The organism is Luteibacter flocculans (assembly GCF_023612255.1).
In the GTDB taxonomy this organism is placed as follows: domain Bacteria; phylum Pseudomonadota; class Gammaproteobacteria; order Xanthomonadales; family Rhodanobacteraceae; genus Luteibacter; species Luteibacter flocculans.
In genome coordinates this window covers 3,782,289-3,799,540 of sequence record NZ_CP063231.1, presented here as the reverse complement: position 1 = coordinate 3,799,540, position 17,252 = coordinate 3,782,289, and the positions used below count along the sequence as shown (strand labels likewise).

The following is a 17,252-nucleotide window of genomic DNA, read 5'->3' as shown; positions in this document are numbered from 1 at the left end:
GGTCAATAACGTAGGGGGTGAAATGAGCGATGACAGTAGGGACGATGATCAGAAGGCTCGTGAGCTTCCAAAGCGCACACCTTTTCTCACGCCGGCGACCATAAAGGTAATTGATGAGATCAGGACGGCCAACTCGAGCATGGCTGTGCAACCCACGGCGGGCACGGGCGTTGGTAAGGGGCAAGGGCAAAGGCCGGAGGTGCAAACTGATGCCAACCTCACGCCAGGTGCTGAACAATCAGCGCCACCTGTTCCGGCGGCCACAGGCCCGCTGTCCAAGATCGAAGAGGCGTTGGCGCAGACCGATAACCGCATACGCCTTCTTGTTGAGTTGCTTTCCACTGTATTTAGCGATGCAAATCGCGCGGACAAGGAACGACAAGACAAGAAAAATCTAAGGATTGCGGCATCCTCGCTTCGGCTGTCCGCCCGTTCCATCAAGGTTGCGGTGCGGTCGCTTTGGATCGTTGCGGTAATAGGTGTAATCGGTGACGGGTTTGCTTGGTGGTATGGTCATGCGGCGGTGATGTCTGGCAAGGCCACTGATGATCGAAACATCGCGCAGGCGGCCGATCAGTTGACCGCCACGCAAAAACTTGTTGATAGCCAAGCAGCGGAAATCGAGTTACTCAAACAGCAACTCGCTGTCATGCAGCACCTCAACGAAGTTCTTGTTCCTTCATCCACGCCATCCTCGAAAATGCATCATTTGGGACGAAGTGGGGGCCGCTCATCGCCGGGTGCCATGTGAACCCGTGACAAGAAAGCCCCTTTCTACTTGGAAGCCCTCCGGGTGTGATACCGTTCTTGGCTTGGTCAAATTCGGAGGTCAACGCCACTGAGTTGCCTTGCGCATCAGGGACTTATCGGTAAATGGCTTAGGCCATGTTACAGGGTGGGTAAGTCTCCCAGCCAAACTGGTAAAAGGCCTCGCGAAAGCGGGGCCTTTTGCTTTTCAGGATCCGGCGCTTGGTCAACTTGGTTGGTCAACGCATCTGCGCATGCGCCTGGCCCACCACCTGCTCCGCCATCCCTCGGGAACGCGGCACCTCCGCCTGATCGTGCCGGATTCCCTTCGGTCAATCCTCGACCTCTTGTCCTCACACGGTCCTTGGCCGCTATAGCGGTCCTTGCGCGGGTATAGCCTGACGTCAGGCACGCGCCAGAGCGGGTTCGACGCCCGATGCGGCTGCGCGAAGGCTTTCCCTGTAACGGCGGCTGCATGGCAGGACGGTACCGTCGGCCATGTGCAGGCGTGCATCGCCGGCATCGAGCGGTTCGATCGACGTGACGTGACCGAGTTGCACCAGGTAGCTGCGGTGGGCTCGCACGAACACCGTGGGATCGAGCTTGGTCTCCAATGCCGCCAGCGTGGTGCGCAGCGGGTAATCGCGACCTCGCACTCGAAGGTTCACGTAGTTGCCCGCCGCTTGAGCCCACTCGATGTCCGCTGTCGCAACGAGGAAGTCGCGGCCGAGTTTGCGGACGAGGAATCGTTCGGGACGTTCCACCGACTCGACTGCCGGACCTTCATCGGGCGCAGTGAGGAGGCTCGCTTCCCCCTGGGTGCGACGGCCGAACCACTCGACCGTGTGGCAGACGGCGACGATGAGGAAGAAGGTCCGTACATCCTTCAGGTACTCGTAGACCGCCTGCACGGCCCACGACCCCGGCTCGTAGTGCGAACCCCACACGCCGTAGAAGAACCAGCGAAGCAAGTCCATGCCGACGACGTGGGCGGCGGACCAGGCCATGCTGCCAAGCACATAGAGCGGTAGGCGTCGGCGCCAGGTGTCGGCATGGAGCGGCCAACGGTCGCAGGCGCGGAGTAGGAGCGGCAGCATCAGCAGCGAGATGAAGATGCTGGTGAATTCGTTGGTCGCGATCTGCCAAGTGGGGTAGACCTGGCCGTTGCGCGCTACGTCGATCCGGGTGGTCAGCGTATTGCCCACGGCGGCGGCGACGAAGGTGAACACCCAGAAGGCGATCATCACGATGCGGCGGCGACGGTGGGCTCGGTCGAGTTCGAGGCCGGGAGGTGTGGGCGAGGGATCCATGGCCAGGATCATAGCGTCGTGGGTGGCGATCCTTGTCCCGGTTCATCCCATCCCGCCATCCATTCGTCCCCAAAACCCGCCCAACCGACCCCTGGCGTTGGCCCCAGGCCTTGTCCGAGGCCGATGCTGGCTTAGGTTCAACACAAGGACGCCTCGCCATGATCCGCACCCGCCGCCACGACATCGACGCGCTTCGCGTGTTCGCTTTCGCCCTTCTCATCCTCTATCACACGGGCATGGCCTACGTCGGAGACTGGGACTTCCACATCAAAAGTGCCTACACAGCCGACTGGCTGCAGTGGCCGATGATCTTCGTGAACCGCTGGCGGATGTGCCTGCTCTTCCTGATCTCGGGCGCGGCGATCGCCCTGGCTGCGCCCGAGGGCCGTCTGCTCCGCTTTGCTCGCGAGCGGACCTGGCGGCTGATGCTGCCGCTCATCTTCGGCATGTTCGTCGTGGTGCCTATCCAGCCGTACTGCGAAGGCGTCGCGAGCGGCCACCTCACCCCCGGTTTCTTCCACTTCCTTCTTAGCTACTGGCACGTCCATCCGTGGCCGAAAGACAGCTTCACCGGCTGGCAGTACGGCATCACCTGGAACCACCTCTGGTACTTGCCCTACCTGTGGACCTACACGCTGGGCCTCGTCGTGCTGATGCCGCTCCTGGGCCATGGCCGAGTACGTGCCGCTGTCGCCGCCTTCTGCCGGGCGCCGGTCTGGCTGCTGATTGGCGCGCCGACGGCACTGCTGCTCTTCTACATCCTGTACCTCGCGCCGATGTTCCCGGGTACCAATGCCTATGTCGGCGACTGGTACCAGCACGCAAAGTACGCCTCGATCTTTCTCGGCGGCTACCTGCTGGCCCGCGAAGCCGGATTCTGGTCACGTGTCGCGGCGCTGCGCAGGGTCACCCTTGGCGTTGCACTCGCATCGATCGCGCTCTACCTCGGACTTCGACTGACCGGTCAGCTGGTCGCCAGCGACTCGTGGGTGTACCGCGTGCCGGAACCATTCTGGACCGTGCTGTCGCAGGCCGCACAGTCGCTGTATCTCTGGTCCGCGCTGCTGGCGATTCTCGGCTGGGGCAAGGTGTTCCTCAACCGTCCGTTCTCGTGGCTGCCGTATTGCACGGAAGCCGTGTACCCGTGGTACATGCTGCACCAGAGCCTGATCATCCTGCTGGTGTTCTGGCTGAAGCCGATGTCGCTCGGCCCCTGGCTGGAGCCTGCGCTCGTGCTGGGCGGGACCATCGCCGGTTGCTACGTGCTGCACGAGCTCGTGATCCGACGCGTCGGGTTCATCCGGCCGTTGTTCGGATTGAAAGCGGTGCGGAAGATCGAGACCGGAGACGATGCGGTAAGGATGTCGCGCGCTCTTGCGGGTAAGCGTGTGTAGCGCCGTAAGCGAGTCGACATTGCCGATCGGCCCCAACTCGATAACCAAGCAATCCGCCGACACCCTTCGAGACAGGCATCACATTTTGCGTGTCACAGCGCAGACATCTGAACTGTCTCATGCGTGCGGAGTCCGCAGAACGCCCACACGCAAATGTTGGACGCGAAAGGCATTCCAGTGGGAGAGCCACTTCGTGCCTGGCGTGGTTGTGCCGCGTGTAGGAAAAAACCTACACGCAAATCAGCCCACACCCACAATAATGTCTTCGTATCCTCCTGCGAATTTTCTCAAGCAGGGGCGGTCATGGACTTTTCCGCAAATCGTGACGGCATTCAGTCACTGTGGCGGCGGCTTGCCGTGTTGTTCGTGTTCGTGTTGGCGAGTGGGGCAGCGCAGGCCGACTGGGTCTATGGCCCTCCCTACAGCTACAACACGGCCTGGGCTTCGCAGGGCGGGTTTCTCTCCGTCGATGCGGCGGTCAATTCGCTCATTGGTCAATACGAAACCAGGTGCAACGACGGCACGTTGACCTGTGCGCCCCATACGTTCTCGATCGTCTACGGCGGTAGCCATACGAGCACGGCTGCGACGATCACCATTAGTCACATCGCCAGCGATGGCACCAGCAGCAGCGACTTGTTCGCGTACATCTGGGCCGAAGATGTTACGGGCTCTGGCTTTCAGCCCAAGAACGCCGGTGGGTGCCGCACGATGTGCACGGCCGGCAACGGCTCCGGGCAGGACTCGATGGGTCCGCGGGGCAGTAGCGGCAACGGCACAGTCAAGCAGGAGGGCACCGACCGTGGGACGCCACTCAATGGCGATCCCATCAGTGCCAGCAGCGGTAACGAATACCGCCAGGACACCGACCTCAGCTCGTCGCCCTGGCTGACCTTCCGCCGCTTCTACAACTCGTCCAGCTTTGTGCCGTCCAGCACGATGGGGCCGAAGTGGCGCCACTCGTTTGATCGCCGCCTGGATCTCATGCCCAACAGCGCGACGGACGGTGGTCAGCTGTATGCGCGCCGGCCCGACGGCTCGATGGTCCGCTTCTACAGCAACAACGGAATCTGGAAGCCGGACACGGATGCGGCCGAAACTCTTACCGAGACGACCGACCCGACAACCGGGATACGCAACGGTTACTTGTTGCGCTTGGCCGCGAACAACGATACCGAACGTTACGACACGACAGGTCGCCTGCTGACGATCACCGACGACAACGGCTGGGTGACGACGCTGACCTACAGCGACGCCACGACCGCGCCGACGATCGCACCCGCGGCGGGTCTCCTGATTGCGGTGACCGATCCACAAGGCCGTGTGCTCAATCTGCGCTATGACGCCAACAGTCGCCTGAGTCAGGTCATCGATCCGGCCGGTCGAACGGCAAGCTATGCCTATGCGGACAACGGCAATCTTGCCAAGGTCACTTTCGCCGACGGCACCAGTCGGCAATATCTCTACGCCGAGCCGGCGTATGCCGCGTCGCCGAGCACCTATCCCAGTGAGTTGACCGGGATCATCGACGAGAAGGGGGTGCGTTACGAGACCACTACCTTCAACTCAAATAACCGGGCTACCAGCAATCAGTTTGCCGGCGGCGCCGACAAGATCAGTCTCAGCTACGCCAGCTACTACAGCAACGGCGGCATCCCCGCCGACCTCACCACGCCGCTGGGTCTCGTGGTCACCTTGGGCTTTGCCGACGACGGCGCGCAGATGCTCAAGCCCAGCGGCACGAGCACGTATTGCGGCAACCAGTGCAACCAGGGCGACAAGTCGGTCACCTACGACACGAACGGCTATCCCGCGACGCGAACCGACTACAAGGGGACGGTTACCAAGACGACCTACGACGCCAATGGGTTGTTGACCCAGCAGATCGAGGCGTCAGGCACGGCGGCGCAGCGCACGACCAACACGACCTGGGACGCAACGCATCGCGTGCCATTGACGCGGACCGTCGCCGACGCCAACGGCGCGGTGGTGGCCAAGAGCGCGTGGACCTACAACGCTCGTGGACAAGCCACGGCCGAATGCGTCATCGATCCGTCGGTGACAACGGCCTACACCTGCGGGAGCCAGGCCAGTGCACCTCAAGGCATCCGGCAGACCCGTTATACCTACTGCGATGCGGTCGACAGCACGCAATGTCCTCAGGTGGGTTTGTTGCTCAGCGTCGACGGACCTCGCACCGACATCGCCGATGTCACCACCTACGGCTATTACCTCACCACCGACGAGAGCGGCTGCGACACGGTGGGCGGTACGTGTCATCGTGCCGGCGACCTCGCTCAGGTCACCGATGCCGCCGGGCATGTCACGGCCACGCTGGCCTATGACCGGAATAGCCGTCCGGTGCGCCAGAAGGACGCCAATGGTGTCATCACGGATGAGACCTATACCCCGCGCGGATGGCTTGCCACACGCACCGTGCGTGCGAATGCCGACGGTTCCGCATCGTCCGCAGACGCCACCACCACGTTGACCTACGATCCGGTAGGTGCGCTCAAATCCGTCACCGATCCGGATGGCGTGACGATCACCTACAGCTACGACGACGCCCACCGTCTGATCGACGTCGCCAACGGTCTCGGCGAGCACATCCATTACACGCTGGACGCTTCGGGTAACCGCATCAAGGAAGAGACCTTCGACGCTCAGGGCGTGTCGCGTCGCACGCTGTCGCGGAAATACAACACGCTGGGGCAGTTGGTCAGCGTGACGGACGGGCTCGGTCATGTCGTGTTCGATGCCACGGCCACCGGGAGCTACGACGCCAACGGCAACCTCGTGTCGGCCAAGGACGCCTTGGGCACGGTACAGAAGAACAGCTTCGACGTCCTGGATCGCTTGGTCAGCAGCATCGCCGACGCCAACGGTACCAATGCGTCGACCAAGGCCACGACCAGCGTCTTTGCGCTGGACGCGCTGGATCAGTTGACCGCGGTGACCGATCCGGATGGTCTGAAGACGACCTATGCCCTGGACGGACTCAGCAACCCGACCGGGCAGACGAGTCCCGATACGGGTACGCAGGCATCGACCTTTGACGCCGCTGGCAACGCACTGACTTACACCGATGCCAAGGCGACCGTCGCGACACAGGCGTTCGATGCGATCGGCCGTCGTATTTCGATCAGCTATGCAGACGCCACGCTCAATGTGGCCTTCCACTACAACGAGGGCAACAGCATCACCGGCTGCACCAGTTCGTTCCCAGTTGGTCGTCTAACACGGGTCGTCGAACACGCGGTCACGACGGTCTACTGCTACGACAACCAAGGGCGGGTGACCGAACAGCGCCAGACGCAAGGCACGGTCAGCGACACTACCGACTACGTCTACACCAAGGCGGGTCGCTTGGCTGGCACGGCGTCGCCGAGTGGGCTGGTGACTCAATACGGCCGCGATGCTGCCGGCCAGATCACCACGGTTACGGTTACGCCGGCCAATGGATCAGCCAGCAGTGTGGTCAGCTCGGCAACGTATCTGCCGTTCGGTCCGATCCTCAGCTACACGCTGGGCAATGGTCAGATCATTACACGCAGTTACGACGCCAACTATCGCTTCACCGACGTGGTCAGCCCCGCGCTGAACCTGCATGTGGCGCGCGATGCCGTCGGCAACATCGTCGCGCTGGGTAACGCCGCTGGCGCCTCACCAGCCATCGAGACGTACACCTACGACGCGCTGTACCGGCTCACGGGCGTGAAGAATGCTAGCGGGACCATCGTCGAGGCCTACAGCTATTCCAAGACGGGCGACCGACTTAGCAAGACCGCCCCAGGTTTGGCGACGGGCAATTACGGCTATCAAGCCGGCACGCATCAGCTGACCAGCATCGGCACCGCTTCGCGAACCTACGATGCAAACGGCTCCACCACCGGCAACGCCAGCGCTGGTACGGCGTGGGGTTATGGCTATAACGGACGCGGTCAGCTGACGGTGCTTCAGCAGGGTGGGGCGACGGTCGCGAACTATGCCTACGACGCCTCAGCGCATCGCATTGCCAAGACGGTGGGCTCGACGACCACGCGTTACGTCTACGGCCCCAGTGGGTTGGTCGGCGAATATGGAGGAGCTTCGCGCGACTACGTTTGGATGGACGACACCCCAGTCGCGGTGGTGGATGGATCGAGCGTCACCTTCGTGCATGCCGATGGCCTGAACACGCCCCGCGCTGTCACCGATGCTTCGGACACCCCTTTATGGAATTGGTCCTACCAAGGAAATCCCTTTGGCGAACAATCGCCGACCTCAAACGGCTTTGTGCTGAACCTGCGATTCCCCGGCCAGTACTTTGATGCCGAGAGTGGGCTGAGTTACAACGTCAACCGGGACTATGAGGCGGCAACGGGGCGGTACGTTCAGAGTGACCCGATAGGTTTGACAGGGGGATTAAATACGTACGCATATGCGATTGGGAACCCCCTATTCCATATAGACCCGTCAGGCCTGCAAGTGGTAGAAACCATGTTGCGCTTCCCGGTCAGCACGCTCTTTAGCGACGAACCAATCCTTCCGCGACCTCTTATCTCACCGAAGCCTGGCTTCCCCGAACGTCCGTTGCCAGAGAACTTTCCCCAGCTTCCTAAAGATGGTTCTCAATGTCCGGGAGAGGGCTGGGAATGGCGAGGACCTGACGCCCCAGGGGGGCCACGCGGGGGGTGGTATAACCCGGAGCAAAAATGGACCTTGCATCCAGACCTTGAGCACCCGGAGCCGATTGGCCCGCACTGGGATTGGGTCGACGAGAACAAGGCCCAATACCGTCTGACACCACAGACGTCGGTCGTTCCGGGACAGATTTACTAGGCAATCAGGGTTTAACCACCTCAACTTTGGCGCGACCGATGCTCAGAACATTGCTTCCCACAGACAGTCAACGACATTCCATCACCAACGTCGTGACGGACGATATCGAGCGCCGTCCGTTCGGACATCCGTTATCGATTCCGGACGACTTCCAGTCATCGGTCGAGCTTCTGGTCCATGAAGCAGTACGCCACCCCGTCGACGGGGACATTTCTCAGGGTATACCGGAAACCCCCACCGCACCTTCCCTAGGCGGTCGAGTTACGCTTCTGACGGGAGCTATGGCCGTAGGCAGCTCATTTGCGGCGAGCCTAAGTGCGGCGATCTCAAGGAATGATCGGCTGAGACTCCTTGTCCCTCATGCCTACGCGGTGCCGACCGAAGTTGCTTCGTTACAGGATGATTTCGGCGGGAACGTGGTCACGTTTTCTGAAGGAGTGTACGTAACGTTTAGGTCCGGGCACGCCGGCCCTGAAATCGTTCGGCGTGCCTTGGCAAGCATGATCGGCGGCTACTCCGTGGCGTGGCTCTTCGATGACGGCGAAGCGCTCTACCACCCTGTCATTGCCGCAGTTCCAATTTTCGATGGGGATGGATTTGCATTAGTGGCCCGATCGCCGGCGGCAATGAGGACGTTTCTCCCCGATATTCCGATCCCAGTATTGCATTGACCGAAGCGACACGAGACGACGCTGGCTGAGACCTGCCGTGGACCGCCCAGGCTTTTGTAGACCACTTGGAGCCATAATTTAAGGCAATCGAGAAGGTCTCCATGAGTGGCAAGCGATATACGGATGAGTTCAAGATCGAAGCGGTGAAGCAAGTCCCCGAGCACGAGAGGCCGGTGGTCCAGGTCGCCAAGCGGTTAGGTATCACGAGTCACAGCCTCTATGCCTGGAAAAGGGCGTTTGTCAAACCCGATGTGGTGCGACCGACGCCCCCCCCCCCAGCTTTAAGTAGCGGGCCGATTTTGAGTCTGGAGCTACTTTAATTGCTTGGCTTAGGCGGTAGGTGTCAACCCGATCAACGCTTTCTTCGGTCGCTCCTAGTTGTATTCCCGTCGCCAGTGTTCGATCCCGCTTTCGACCTAACGCTAACACTGCGAGAGCTAGATTGCCTCAAGCCAAAGGGAGGGCGTAGGCGAGTGGATATGTCTATTGAATGTTTGAGCTGCGGCACGCCTCTTGGTGTTGGTGCACTGCTCGATAACTGTGCAAGCTCGTCGACAGAACTGTCGGCGGTGTTCTTTTCGTGCCCGCAATGTCGATCGGAATGCCCGGTTGTGATTCAAAGGAGTCGAATCGCCTGGGCTGGCAAGCTGCCAATTGGATCGTGGATTACAGTGCCTGGCCTCGAAGTCCGCGCATTCTCTGACTTTGTCCACGCTTGGTACGAAGACCGACATTGGGCCATTGCGGACCGTCATATGATCGAGACGCCATCGCCGGTACGCGATCCGCTTTAGGTCCCCCCACACACAAAAAAACGGACCTTCCTAAGGGAATGCTCCCCGTACACTCGCACACCGACCCACGCTTAAGTTGATGAACCCACACGACGCCTGAACTCTCGAGGCGATCGATAGTTCAGCACACTGTGGGGATGGTACTCGTTGTGGTGCTCGAAGACTTCTTCCAGATGCCGCATGGCAGTCGGGGTATCGGGCCTGGGCATGTGTGCGATGTAATCGCGCTTTAATGTTTTGACGAAGGACTCGGCCATGCCGTTGCTCTGCGGAGAGCACGCCGGCGTGGTCAGCGGATCGAGCCCGATCTGGCGTGCAAACGCCCGCGTCTGGTGAGAGATGTAGGGCGAGCCGTTGTCGGTCAGCCACTCGATGGGACGATCGGGCAGTGTTGCCCCGATGCGCTTCTCCATCGCCGCCAGCACGACATCGCGCACGATGTCGCCTGTTTGACCGCCCGCCGCCGCCCAGCTCAGGGTCTCTCAGTCGCAGCAATCCAAGGCAAAGGTGCCGCGGGCCGCATCGCCGTTATCGCAGCGAAATTCGAAACCGTCCGAGCACCATCGCTGATTGCTGGTATCGACGGCGACTCGCCCCTTGTGGCGACGCGACCGCCGCGGCCACGTGGACGAGCGAACCAGCATCAGCCCGTGCGTGCGCATGATGCGATCGGTGAACACCTGATGGCCCCTCCGGATGAGCTTGGGATAGTTGGCCAGCATTCAACGCCACCGCCAGTTGCTACCAGTGCATGAATACCTTTCCACCGTTAGCGGGGTCACGCGTCGTCGATAGATTGCGATCGTGGAAGTGGTCACGTCCTGTATCGGTTGGATGCATGTGTGTCGGCAATGCCGCGCGGACGTGCGGATTCGCCGCGCGACGATCAATGCGATGGGGCGAGTAGCTCAGCAGGTCGTACGGCACGTTCCATTCCGCGAATCCGGCTTGAACATCGACGTGAGGCGGCGGAACGGTCGGCAAAGGCGGACCGGTATGCACACGCCCGAGCGAGGCGCTGCTGTTCTGTTGACTGCTTGCCTGGCGCTTCACCCCTTGCCCCTGCGCACGACCGACATCGCCCATCGCTGCCATGACGCACGTCGTGAGGGCCAGGATCGTTGCGCTCATGCACGCCAGGACATTGCCTCGGGCTCGTGCGCGCAGGCGTGACCGGCGCACGAAGTATCGCTGCTTTCGTGTCAACGATGATTCGCTTGTGCACAGCGCGGCAGCGTCCGCGAGCAAGGGGCCCTGTGGCAGCAGGTCTTCATCGCGCCGGCCGCCGCGATACCACCGGTCGGCGAAGATCGCGACCCGCGCGCGGGTGCGCAGGAAGGCGCGGTGCGCTTCCATCCACTGGGCACAACGCGGCCAATGCGATAGCAGCGGTGGATGGACCATGCTGACGCAGTGGCCTTCCTCAGTGTCGAAACGTATCAGCAGGCGTTCTTCCACCAGGCGAAGAGCCAGCCGCCGCTCGTCGCTATCGAGCGATGCCCAGCGTGCGTGCGCCAGTTGCGCATCGTCGCCATCGACTGTCACCGTGGCGAGGTGTTTGAGTAACCGCAAGAAGGTCGCCTGTTCTGCCTCGTTCAGACCTGAGACCACCTGTTCGGCATGTCGGCTGACGATGCCATCGACGCCACCGAGGGTTCGATAGCTGGGAAAGTCCAGCGCACTCGCCGTGTTGGGATGCTCGGCCAGCGTCGCCAGCGTGAGCTGGAGCACCGGCAGGGGCCACGGATGCCTCCGCAGTGCGCCGATCAACTCATCGTCCAACCGCCATCCCGTTGCCGGTTCCTGTTCGAAAGGAAGTCCGGCAACCTCGGCCGGCACGCGAATCATTTGAGCCAATTCCCACTCGCGCGGCGGATGCACGGTCATCGCGGCATCGGGCAGACCGGCCCACCTTGCCCGTTCGAGCACGCGGCGGCGACCCTCGCTGCGGCTGATCCCGATCACGACAATGCGCCCATCTTCCGTGAGTCGAGCGATGGCTTCGAACAGAGCCCTTGCCACATCGCGGCGAACTCCCGGCGCTACGAGTTCTTCGAGGTTGTCGACGACCAGGACAAAGACGTCGTCTTGGATGTCGCCCGCGCGCCAGGCAATGCGACGCGCGATCTGCGCGGTGTCGCGGACCAACGCCCGTCGCAGTTCGCGGCGTTCCGTTGGTGGGAACAGGGGTTCGCCGCCGGATTGCCAGCGAGATATCGCGTCGGCCAACCGATGACGCAGCGTCGATGCAGGACCTCGGGCATCGAGCGTCGCCCAATCCAGCGCCTGCAGGCCGCGTCGACCGCCCTCGCGTAACAGCACCGGCAACACGCCGGCATGCACGAGCGACGACTTCCCGCTACCGCTGGGTCCGTCCACCAGCAGGAACGATGGGCCTTTGGTGCGGACTTGCGCGAGCAGGCGAAGGGCTCGCTCCGTTGCGCCGGAACGCCCAACAAACACGCTGGCGTCTTCCCGTCCGAAGGCACGCAGGCCGGGGTAGGGTGAACCGCCGCGCCAGGGCCGTATACCCGGAGCCTCCGGAACCGCGGACCCGCCCAGCGTGACCGGCGCGATGAGTCGATAGCCGCGCTTGCGTACTGTGGCGAGGTAGCGGGGCGAGCGCGCATCGTCACCGAGTGCCTTGCGCAGCAGGGCGATCGCCTTGTGCACCGGATTGTCCCCGTAGAACGCACCGGCCCAACACCGATCGAGCAGGGTTTCGACGCTGACGACATCGCCGGGGTGCTCCGCCAGACACGCGAGGACGTCCAGCAACTTGGGTTCCAGTGGCATTCGTTCGCCCTGCCGTTCGATGAATCCGAGGGCCGGCCGGACCGTCCAGTCGCCGAGCGTAAAAAAGGGAACGTGCTTCGTACGCGTTTTCATCTCGCGAGCGCGATCGCCATGGATCGGCTCCAAGTTCCTGACTTACCTGGAAAACTTCAAACCGTAAGGTTTCCGGAAGGACGTTCGCGCGTCTGCCCGACGAGGCTTCGCGTCTCTTCCAACGGGACTTTCCACATGCCAGACCCATCATCGAAGGCCGGCTTGTCCGGTCGCATTCTGTCACACCCTCCAGGCGAGCCGGCCGCGGGCGTTCTTCCCGCGGGCTCCGGTCCGGGAGGGCGGTTGCGGGTCGTGCTGGCCGACGACCACGCCATTGTTCGCGAAGGCGTGGCAGCGCTGCTGCGCCCGCATGCCGCGATCGTTGCCAGTACCGGGAATGCCGAGGATTGCGTTCGGGCGGTCCTGCGGGAGGAGCCGGACCTCGTCGTGTTCGACAACCTCATGTGCGGGCTGAACGGTATCGAGGTCGTCCGACGCGTCTCAGCCCGGCGACCGCGCACGCGTCTGTTGTGTCTTTCCTCTCGCGATGATGCGCCGTCGGTACAGGCGGCGTTCGACGCCGGCGTCCATGGTTACCTGACCAAGCGCGGGTCGTTCGCGCATCTCGTCCAGGCCATCGATCGGGTCTTTCGGTGCGGTTGCTACGTTCCTCACGAGATGGCCCATGTGCTGGTGCAGGGCTTCCGCACACGCCACGGCCTGCCGCCATCCGATGGGCAGACGCTCACCGCACGCGAACGCGAAGTGGTTCGACTGTACGCCGAAGGTCTGAAAACCCGCGAGATCGCAGACACCCTCCACGTGAGCATGAAGACGGTCGGCACGCATCGCGAACATGCGATGGAGAAGCTTGGCCTAAGAGGCATCGCACAGCTCACGCGCTATGCGATCCGCGAAGGCCTCATCTCGGTAGATGACTGACTGAACGCCACTCGGCTGCACCTACCAAGGCAAATCAGCCGCGGTCCGATATCCGCGAAAGCGTGCTTTCCGGATAGTGACGCCACGGCAACGCAACCCACAAGACAGAGAAGAACCATGGCCGACTTCCACCGATTTGCACCCATCCTTCTCAAGCACGAAGGTGGTTACGTGGACGATCCGCTCGATCCGGGCGGCGCTACGCACCGAGGCATTACGCTCGCCACGTTCGCCAGCTGCGCACGCGAATTGCTCGGTATCACGCCGACGCTTCAGGCGCTGCGCGAGCTGACTGAAATGCAGGCGGCGACGATCTACAAGGCATTGTATTGGGATGCTGTGCGTGGCGACGAGATGCCCTCACAGGCCATTGCGAACATGGTCTGCGACTTTCAGGTGAACGCAGGTGCCGCGTCATCGCGTCTTCTTCAGCGCGTTCTGAACCAAATGGGCACACAGCCGCGCCTGCGGGTCGATGGTGTCATCGGCAAACTTACCATCGCGGCATTGCGCAAGGCCGACCTCTTGCAGGTCCAGCTCAACTTCCAGCAGGGGCGACGCGACTACTACCGCAACCTGGTACAGCTTCGCCCATCGCTGGGGCGATTCCTCAAAGGCTGGCTACGTCGCGTGGAATCGTTCGATCCCGCGCCGACGCCGTCAAGGGAAGGCTGACCGATGCCGACGCAGACTCCGCTGCCGGGTCTCATCGAAGCCATGGCGGGTGCGGTCATCGATGCACAGGATCGCATCGAGAAACGCCAGCTCGCGAACCTTGGCGATTACTTCGACGACGACAATCGCCCCAAGAGCATCGTCATGCGCATGCCATCGATGCAGCCAGGAGCCAGGGAGAGCGACGAGGACCTCTACCGCGCACCATTGCTTCCCCTTGTATCGAGCAACTTTCTGCGCATCAAGGATGTGGAAATCAGTTTCGACGCCGACCTTGGCAGCCTTGTGCACGGTGCAGAGGAAACGGCCTCCGAGGAAGCACCCGGCAAAGGAAAGCGGGGTTGGCGACGCGGCGGCGAGCCCACGAAGACGCCCCAGGTTCAAGTCGATACCACGATCAAGGCGGGGCGCGGCAAGTCCGGATCGGTGCACGTCGTGCTCCGCGTGGAAGGTTCCGAACCGACCGAGGGTGCCGCCCGACTCATGAACCACCTGACGCAGACGCAAGGTGTGTTCCGCACGTTCAGGTACGAGGAGTAACGCGTGCCGAACCGTGCCGTGCATGGTGCGCGGCACGTCGTTAGTCAATGCAAAGGAGTGACACCATGACCGAACTGGTCAATATGGCCCAGCAGTTCCAGGGTCTGCCGATGGGCGATCTGATTGGCGCCCCGCTGGGAGCCGCATGCGACGCACAGGTGAAGCTGGCCCAGGCGACGGCTGATTTCATCAAGACCGTGGGCTTCATCCCCAAGGACGACGGCACGCAGGAAACGCGTACCGCTGCGTTCAAGTTCAATCGTCCGGTCATCAACGCCGACGGTACCACCGGTGAAGAAGAAGTCTCGATGGAGGTGCCGTTGTTGGCGATCGTCAAGGTGCCGAACCTTGGTGTGACCACGGTGGACATCACCTTCGACATGGAAGTGAAGTCGTCATTCGCCCAGAACGAATCCAAGGATTCCAAGCTGGATTTCGACGTGACGACGGGCCTGAAGGTCGGTCCGTTCTCCATGAATGCCCGCGTCGCGGGCTCCGTGGCGTCGCACATGGAAAACACGCGAAGCTCGGATAACTCGGCCAAGTACAACATCAATGTCAGGGCCGAGGACAAGGGTATGCCTGAAGGCCTGGCACGCGTGATGGATATCATGCAGACCGCATGCGAGCCCCGCGTCAAACCGTTGCCCGCACCGACGCCGGCGCCGTAATCGACCGTTCCTGACGCTCCACGGTCGCATTCAGCGGCCTCGTTTGTCCCCCTCCCCAAGCCGTGTGCGACACGGCGGTCATGGCGCCCTTGTGGCGCCATGACCAGAGCATGGAATAACGATGTTCGATCTCTCCGATGTCAAATACGTCAAACGCATCGTCGTCGGCAGCAACAATCCGAGTCAGATGAGCACCGAGGAGCAGGTGGAGGAAGCGAAAGAGCTATTGAATCGCTGCCTTACCGGTTCACCCAAGGGAACCATCGTCGGCCTGGAGAAGAGCTTCACGATCGTGCGTATCGGCGAGCACCAGGTGGTGTTGCAGTGGATCTGCTACCACGTCGGGTTTCCGCGCAAACCCGCCTGGCTTGGCGACGCCTGATGGCCAGCTACTGGCTGAGCGACGTCATGCGTTCGCTGGTTCGCTCGCTTTGCGATGCCGAGCGTGGACTGCGTGCCGGGCACATGGCTTACGGCGTGACACCGGCATCCATGCCGCGGGTGGCGGAGCTGTCCGTTGAGTTCACCTGTTGCATCGACTATCGCTGGAACCCGAAACGCCAATGTGAGGATGCGCGCCTGCGACTGGGACGCCGCAGCTTCTTCTGGTTCCGGCGGCCATTGCGTCGTGTTCGTATCGTCTGCCGTCATGACGATGACTGGCAACCCATCCTGCACATCGACGGTTCCCGGGCACGACCGCGCATTACCGACGCTTGGGCTGGCGCCCATCCCCCCACCGAAACGGATGCACTTTCAACTTTCCCCATCAAGGAGTGACACCATGTCGGCAATCTCGAAAATCTCTTCCCTTCTCATGGCGACGTTCTTCGTTGCGACCAGTTGCGTGGCTGCGGCGTCGTCGTTGGGCGTCAACGGGCAATGGTCGGGCGTCATGCGCACCGAAGACGGCAAGCGCACACGCGTGCAGACGAAGATTGGTGCGCAAGCCATCTCGCTTCACTTCGGCGAACCCGCCAATTGCAGCATTGAAGGATTGCTGCTCGACGTCGAGCAGTCGACGACCGTCTATCGATTCAAGGTGCCCCAGAACGGGGGCGCTTTCTGCTCCCGACTCTATCCTGGTGAAGTCATGATCACGCCCGACTCTTCCGATATGGTGCGGATGTCGTTCACCCGGTCGGCCGTGCCTTGGTCGGCTCTTCTCCATCGAGCGATCGAGCCGTGAGGAGTACGGCCATGAGCATGGAAGGCATTGAAAACCTGTGGCTGCTCATGGCGGCCATCGGCGGGGCGATCATCCCCGTGGCGATCTACACGGGCAGTTCGCAGAAGCGGGCCATCGTTCGCGTGGTATGCAGCACTTTGCTTGCCGTATTCCTCGCTCCCGCGATCAAAAAGCATTACATGCCGGAGGCCGATCTGGACCTGCAGGCCGCTGTGTCGTTTCTCGTCGGGGCCTTTGGTCTGAAGGTGACCATCCTTGTGCAGAAGATCCTCGACGGTTATGCCGAAGCCGCGGCGAACCGATTGTTGGGGACCATTTTCAAGGGAGTGCGCAAATGATCGTCGGATTGCTATTCGTGAACCTGATCGCGTGTTGTGTCATGGCCGCCAGCGCCGTGTGGTTGGTAACGGATCGGGCGCGGGGGCGTTGGCCGCGCATATGCCTCGCGCTCATCCTGTGCGGCGCGATGGTGAATGTCGTTGCCTTGTGGTCGGCATTCACCAGCTTTCACCCGTCCCATCCGGTGACCTGGCCACCCGAGGCGATGCTCAACCTTGGCTCGGCCGTGCTGCTGCTGCGCTGGGCCGTGAAGAGCTTTCGCCAGCGCCCCGCGGCGCCCGATCCCGCTGCCTGACGAGGCGCAGCCGGTACTGCCATCGGCCGTGCGGC

The 17,252-nt window shown here is 61.9% G+C and carries 15 protein-coding genes and 2 pseudogenes; 14 read left to right on the top strand and 3 right to left on the bottom strand.

The window, feature by feature from the left end:
* Positions 1–22: 22 nt before the first annotated feature.
* Complete coding sequence (locus IM816_RS16550) at positions 23–751, top strand: hypothetical protein (RefSeq protein ID WP_250338924.1); 729 nt, start codon at positions 23–25, stop codon at positions 749–751.
* Between the two features lie 400 nt (positions 752–1,151).
* Here the strand turns inward: IM816_RS16550 and IM816_RS16545 are convergent, their stop codons facing one another.
* Positions 1,152–2,057, bottom strand: coding sequence for a LytTR family DNA-binding domain-containing protein (locus IM816_RS16545; RefSeq protein ID WP_425602591.1), 906 nt, complete (start codon positions 2,055–2,057; stop codon positions 1,152–1,154).
* A gap of 158 nt (positions 2,058–2,215) precedes the next feature.
* On the opposite strand from IM816_RS16545, the gene IM816_RS16540 reads away from it, so the two are divergent.
* From IM816_RS16540 to IM816_RS16525, 4 genes and pseudogenes are all read left to right on the top strand, one after another.
* Positions 2,216–3,451: an acyltransferase family protein gene (locus IM816_RS16540; protein ID WP_250338923.1), complete on the top strand. Its 1,236-nt coding sequence runs from the start codon at positions 2,216–2,218 to the stop codon at positions 3,449–3,451.
* Between the two features lie 156 nt (positions 3,452–3,607).
* Complete coding sequence (locus IM816_RS16535; protein ID WP_250338922.1) at positions 3,608–8,272, top strand: RHS repeat-associated core domain-containing protein; 4,665 nt, start codon at positions 3,608–3,610, stop codon at positions 8,270–8,272.
* Between the two features lie 38 nt (positions 8,273–8,310).
* Positions 8,311–8,943 carry a hypothetical protein gene (locus IM816_RS16530; protein ID WP_250338921.1) on the top strand — a complete coding sequence of 211 codons (633 nt, stop codon included), beginning with the start codon at positions 8,311–8,313 and terminating at the stop codon, positions 8,941–8,943.
* A 101-nt stretch (positions 8,944–9,044) separates the two neighbouring features.
* A pseudogene (locus IM816_RS16525) lies at positions 9,045–9,197 on the top strand (transposase); the annotation flags it as partial.
* A 611-nt stretch (positions 9,198–9,808) separates the two neighbouring features.
* Here the strand turns inward: IM816_RS16525 and IM816_RS16520 are convergent.
* Together IM816_RS16520 and IM816_RS16515 are read right to left on the bottom strand one after the other, a co-directional pair.
* Positions 9,809–10,405: pseudogene (locus tag IM816_RS16520) on the bottom strand (integrase core domain-containing protein); the annotation flags it as partial.
* A 73-nt stretch (positions 10,406–10,478) separates the two neighbouring features.
* Complete coding sequence (locus IM816_RS16515; RefSeq protein ID WP_250338920.1) at positions 10,479–12,626, bottom strand: nSTAND1 domain-containing NTPase; 2,148 nt, start codon at positions 12,624–12,626, stop codon at positions 10,479–10,481.
* Between the two features lie 135 nt (positions 12,627–12,761).
* Here IM816_RS16515 and IM816_RS16510 point away from each other — a divergent pair, with 135 nt between their 5' ends.
* The 9 genes from IM816_RS16510 to IM816_RS16470 all read left to right on the top strand — a co-directional run bounded on the left by IM816_RS16510 (position 12,762) and on the right by IM816_RS16470 (position 17,217).
* On the top strand, positions 12,762–13,508 hold the full coding sequence (locus IM816_RS16510) for a response regulator (protein ID WP_250338919.1): 747 nt from the start codon (positions 12,762–12,764) through the stop codon (positions 13,506–13,508).
* Between the two features lie 117 nt (positions 13,509–13,625).
* Complete coding sequence (locus IM816_RS16505; RefSeq protein ID WP_250338918.1) at positions 13,626–14,183, top strand: glycoside hydrolase family 108 protein; 558 nt, start codon at positions 13,626–13,628, stop codon at positions 14,181–14,183.
* A 3-nt stretch (positions 14,184–14,186) separates the two neighbouring features.
* Positions 14,187–14,723: a DUF2589 domain-containing protein gene (locus IM816_RS16500; protein WP_250338917.1), complete on the top strand. Its 537-nt coding sequence runs from the start codon at positions 14,187–14,189 to the stop codon at positions 14,721–14,723.
* A 65-nt stretch (positions 14,724–14,788) separates the two neighbouring features.
* The gene (locus IM816_RS16495) at positions 14,789–15,394 is read left to right on the top strand and encodes a DUF2589 domain-containing protein (RefSeq protein WP_250338916.1); all 606 of its coding nucleotides are present in this window, start codon (positions 14,789–14,791) and stop codon (positions 15,392–15,394) included.
* A 121-nt stretch (positions 15,395–15,515) separates the two neighbouring features.
* Positions 15,516–15,776 carry a hypothetical protein gene (locus IM816_RS16490; protein WP_072323807.1) on the top strand — a complete coding sequence of 87 codons (261 nt, stop codon included), beginning with the start codon at positions 15,516–15,518 and terminating at the stop codon, positions 15,774–15,776.
* Between the two features lie 26 nt (positions 15,777–15,802).
* Positions 15,803–16,174, top strand: a complete 372-nt coding sequence (locus IM816_RS16485; protein ID WP_250338915.1) for a hypothetical protein — start codon at positions 15,803–15,805, stop codon at positions 16,172–16,174.
* A gap of 4 nt (positions 16,175–16,178) precedes the next feature.
* The gene (locus IM816_RS16480; RefSeq protein WP_250338914.1) at positions 16,179–16,583 is read left to right on the top strand and encodes a hypothetical protein; all 405 of its coding nucleotides are present in this window, start codon (positions 16,179–16,181) and stop codon (positions 16,581–16,583) included.
* Between the two features lie 11 nt (positions 16,584–16,594).
* Positions 16,595–16,921 carry a hypothetical protein gene (locus IM816_RS16475; RefSeq protein ID WP_250338913.1) on the top strand — a complete coding sequence of 109 codons (327 nt, stop codon included), beginning with the start codon at positions 16,595–16,597 and terminating at the stop codon, positions 16,919–16,921.
* Entirely contained in the window at positions 16,918–17,217 is a 300-nt protein-coding gene (locus tag IM816_RS16470; protein WP_072323803.1) for a hypothetical protein, read from the top strand. Before IM816_RS16475 ends, IM816_RS16470 begins: the two co-directional genes overlap by 4 nt.
* The last annotated feature ends 35 nt before the right edge of the window (positions 17,218–17,252 follow it).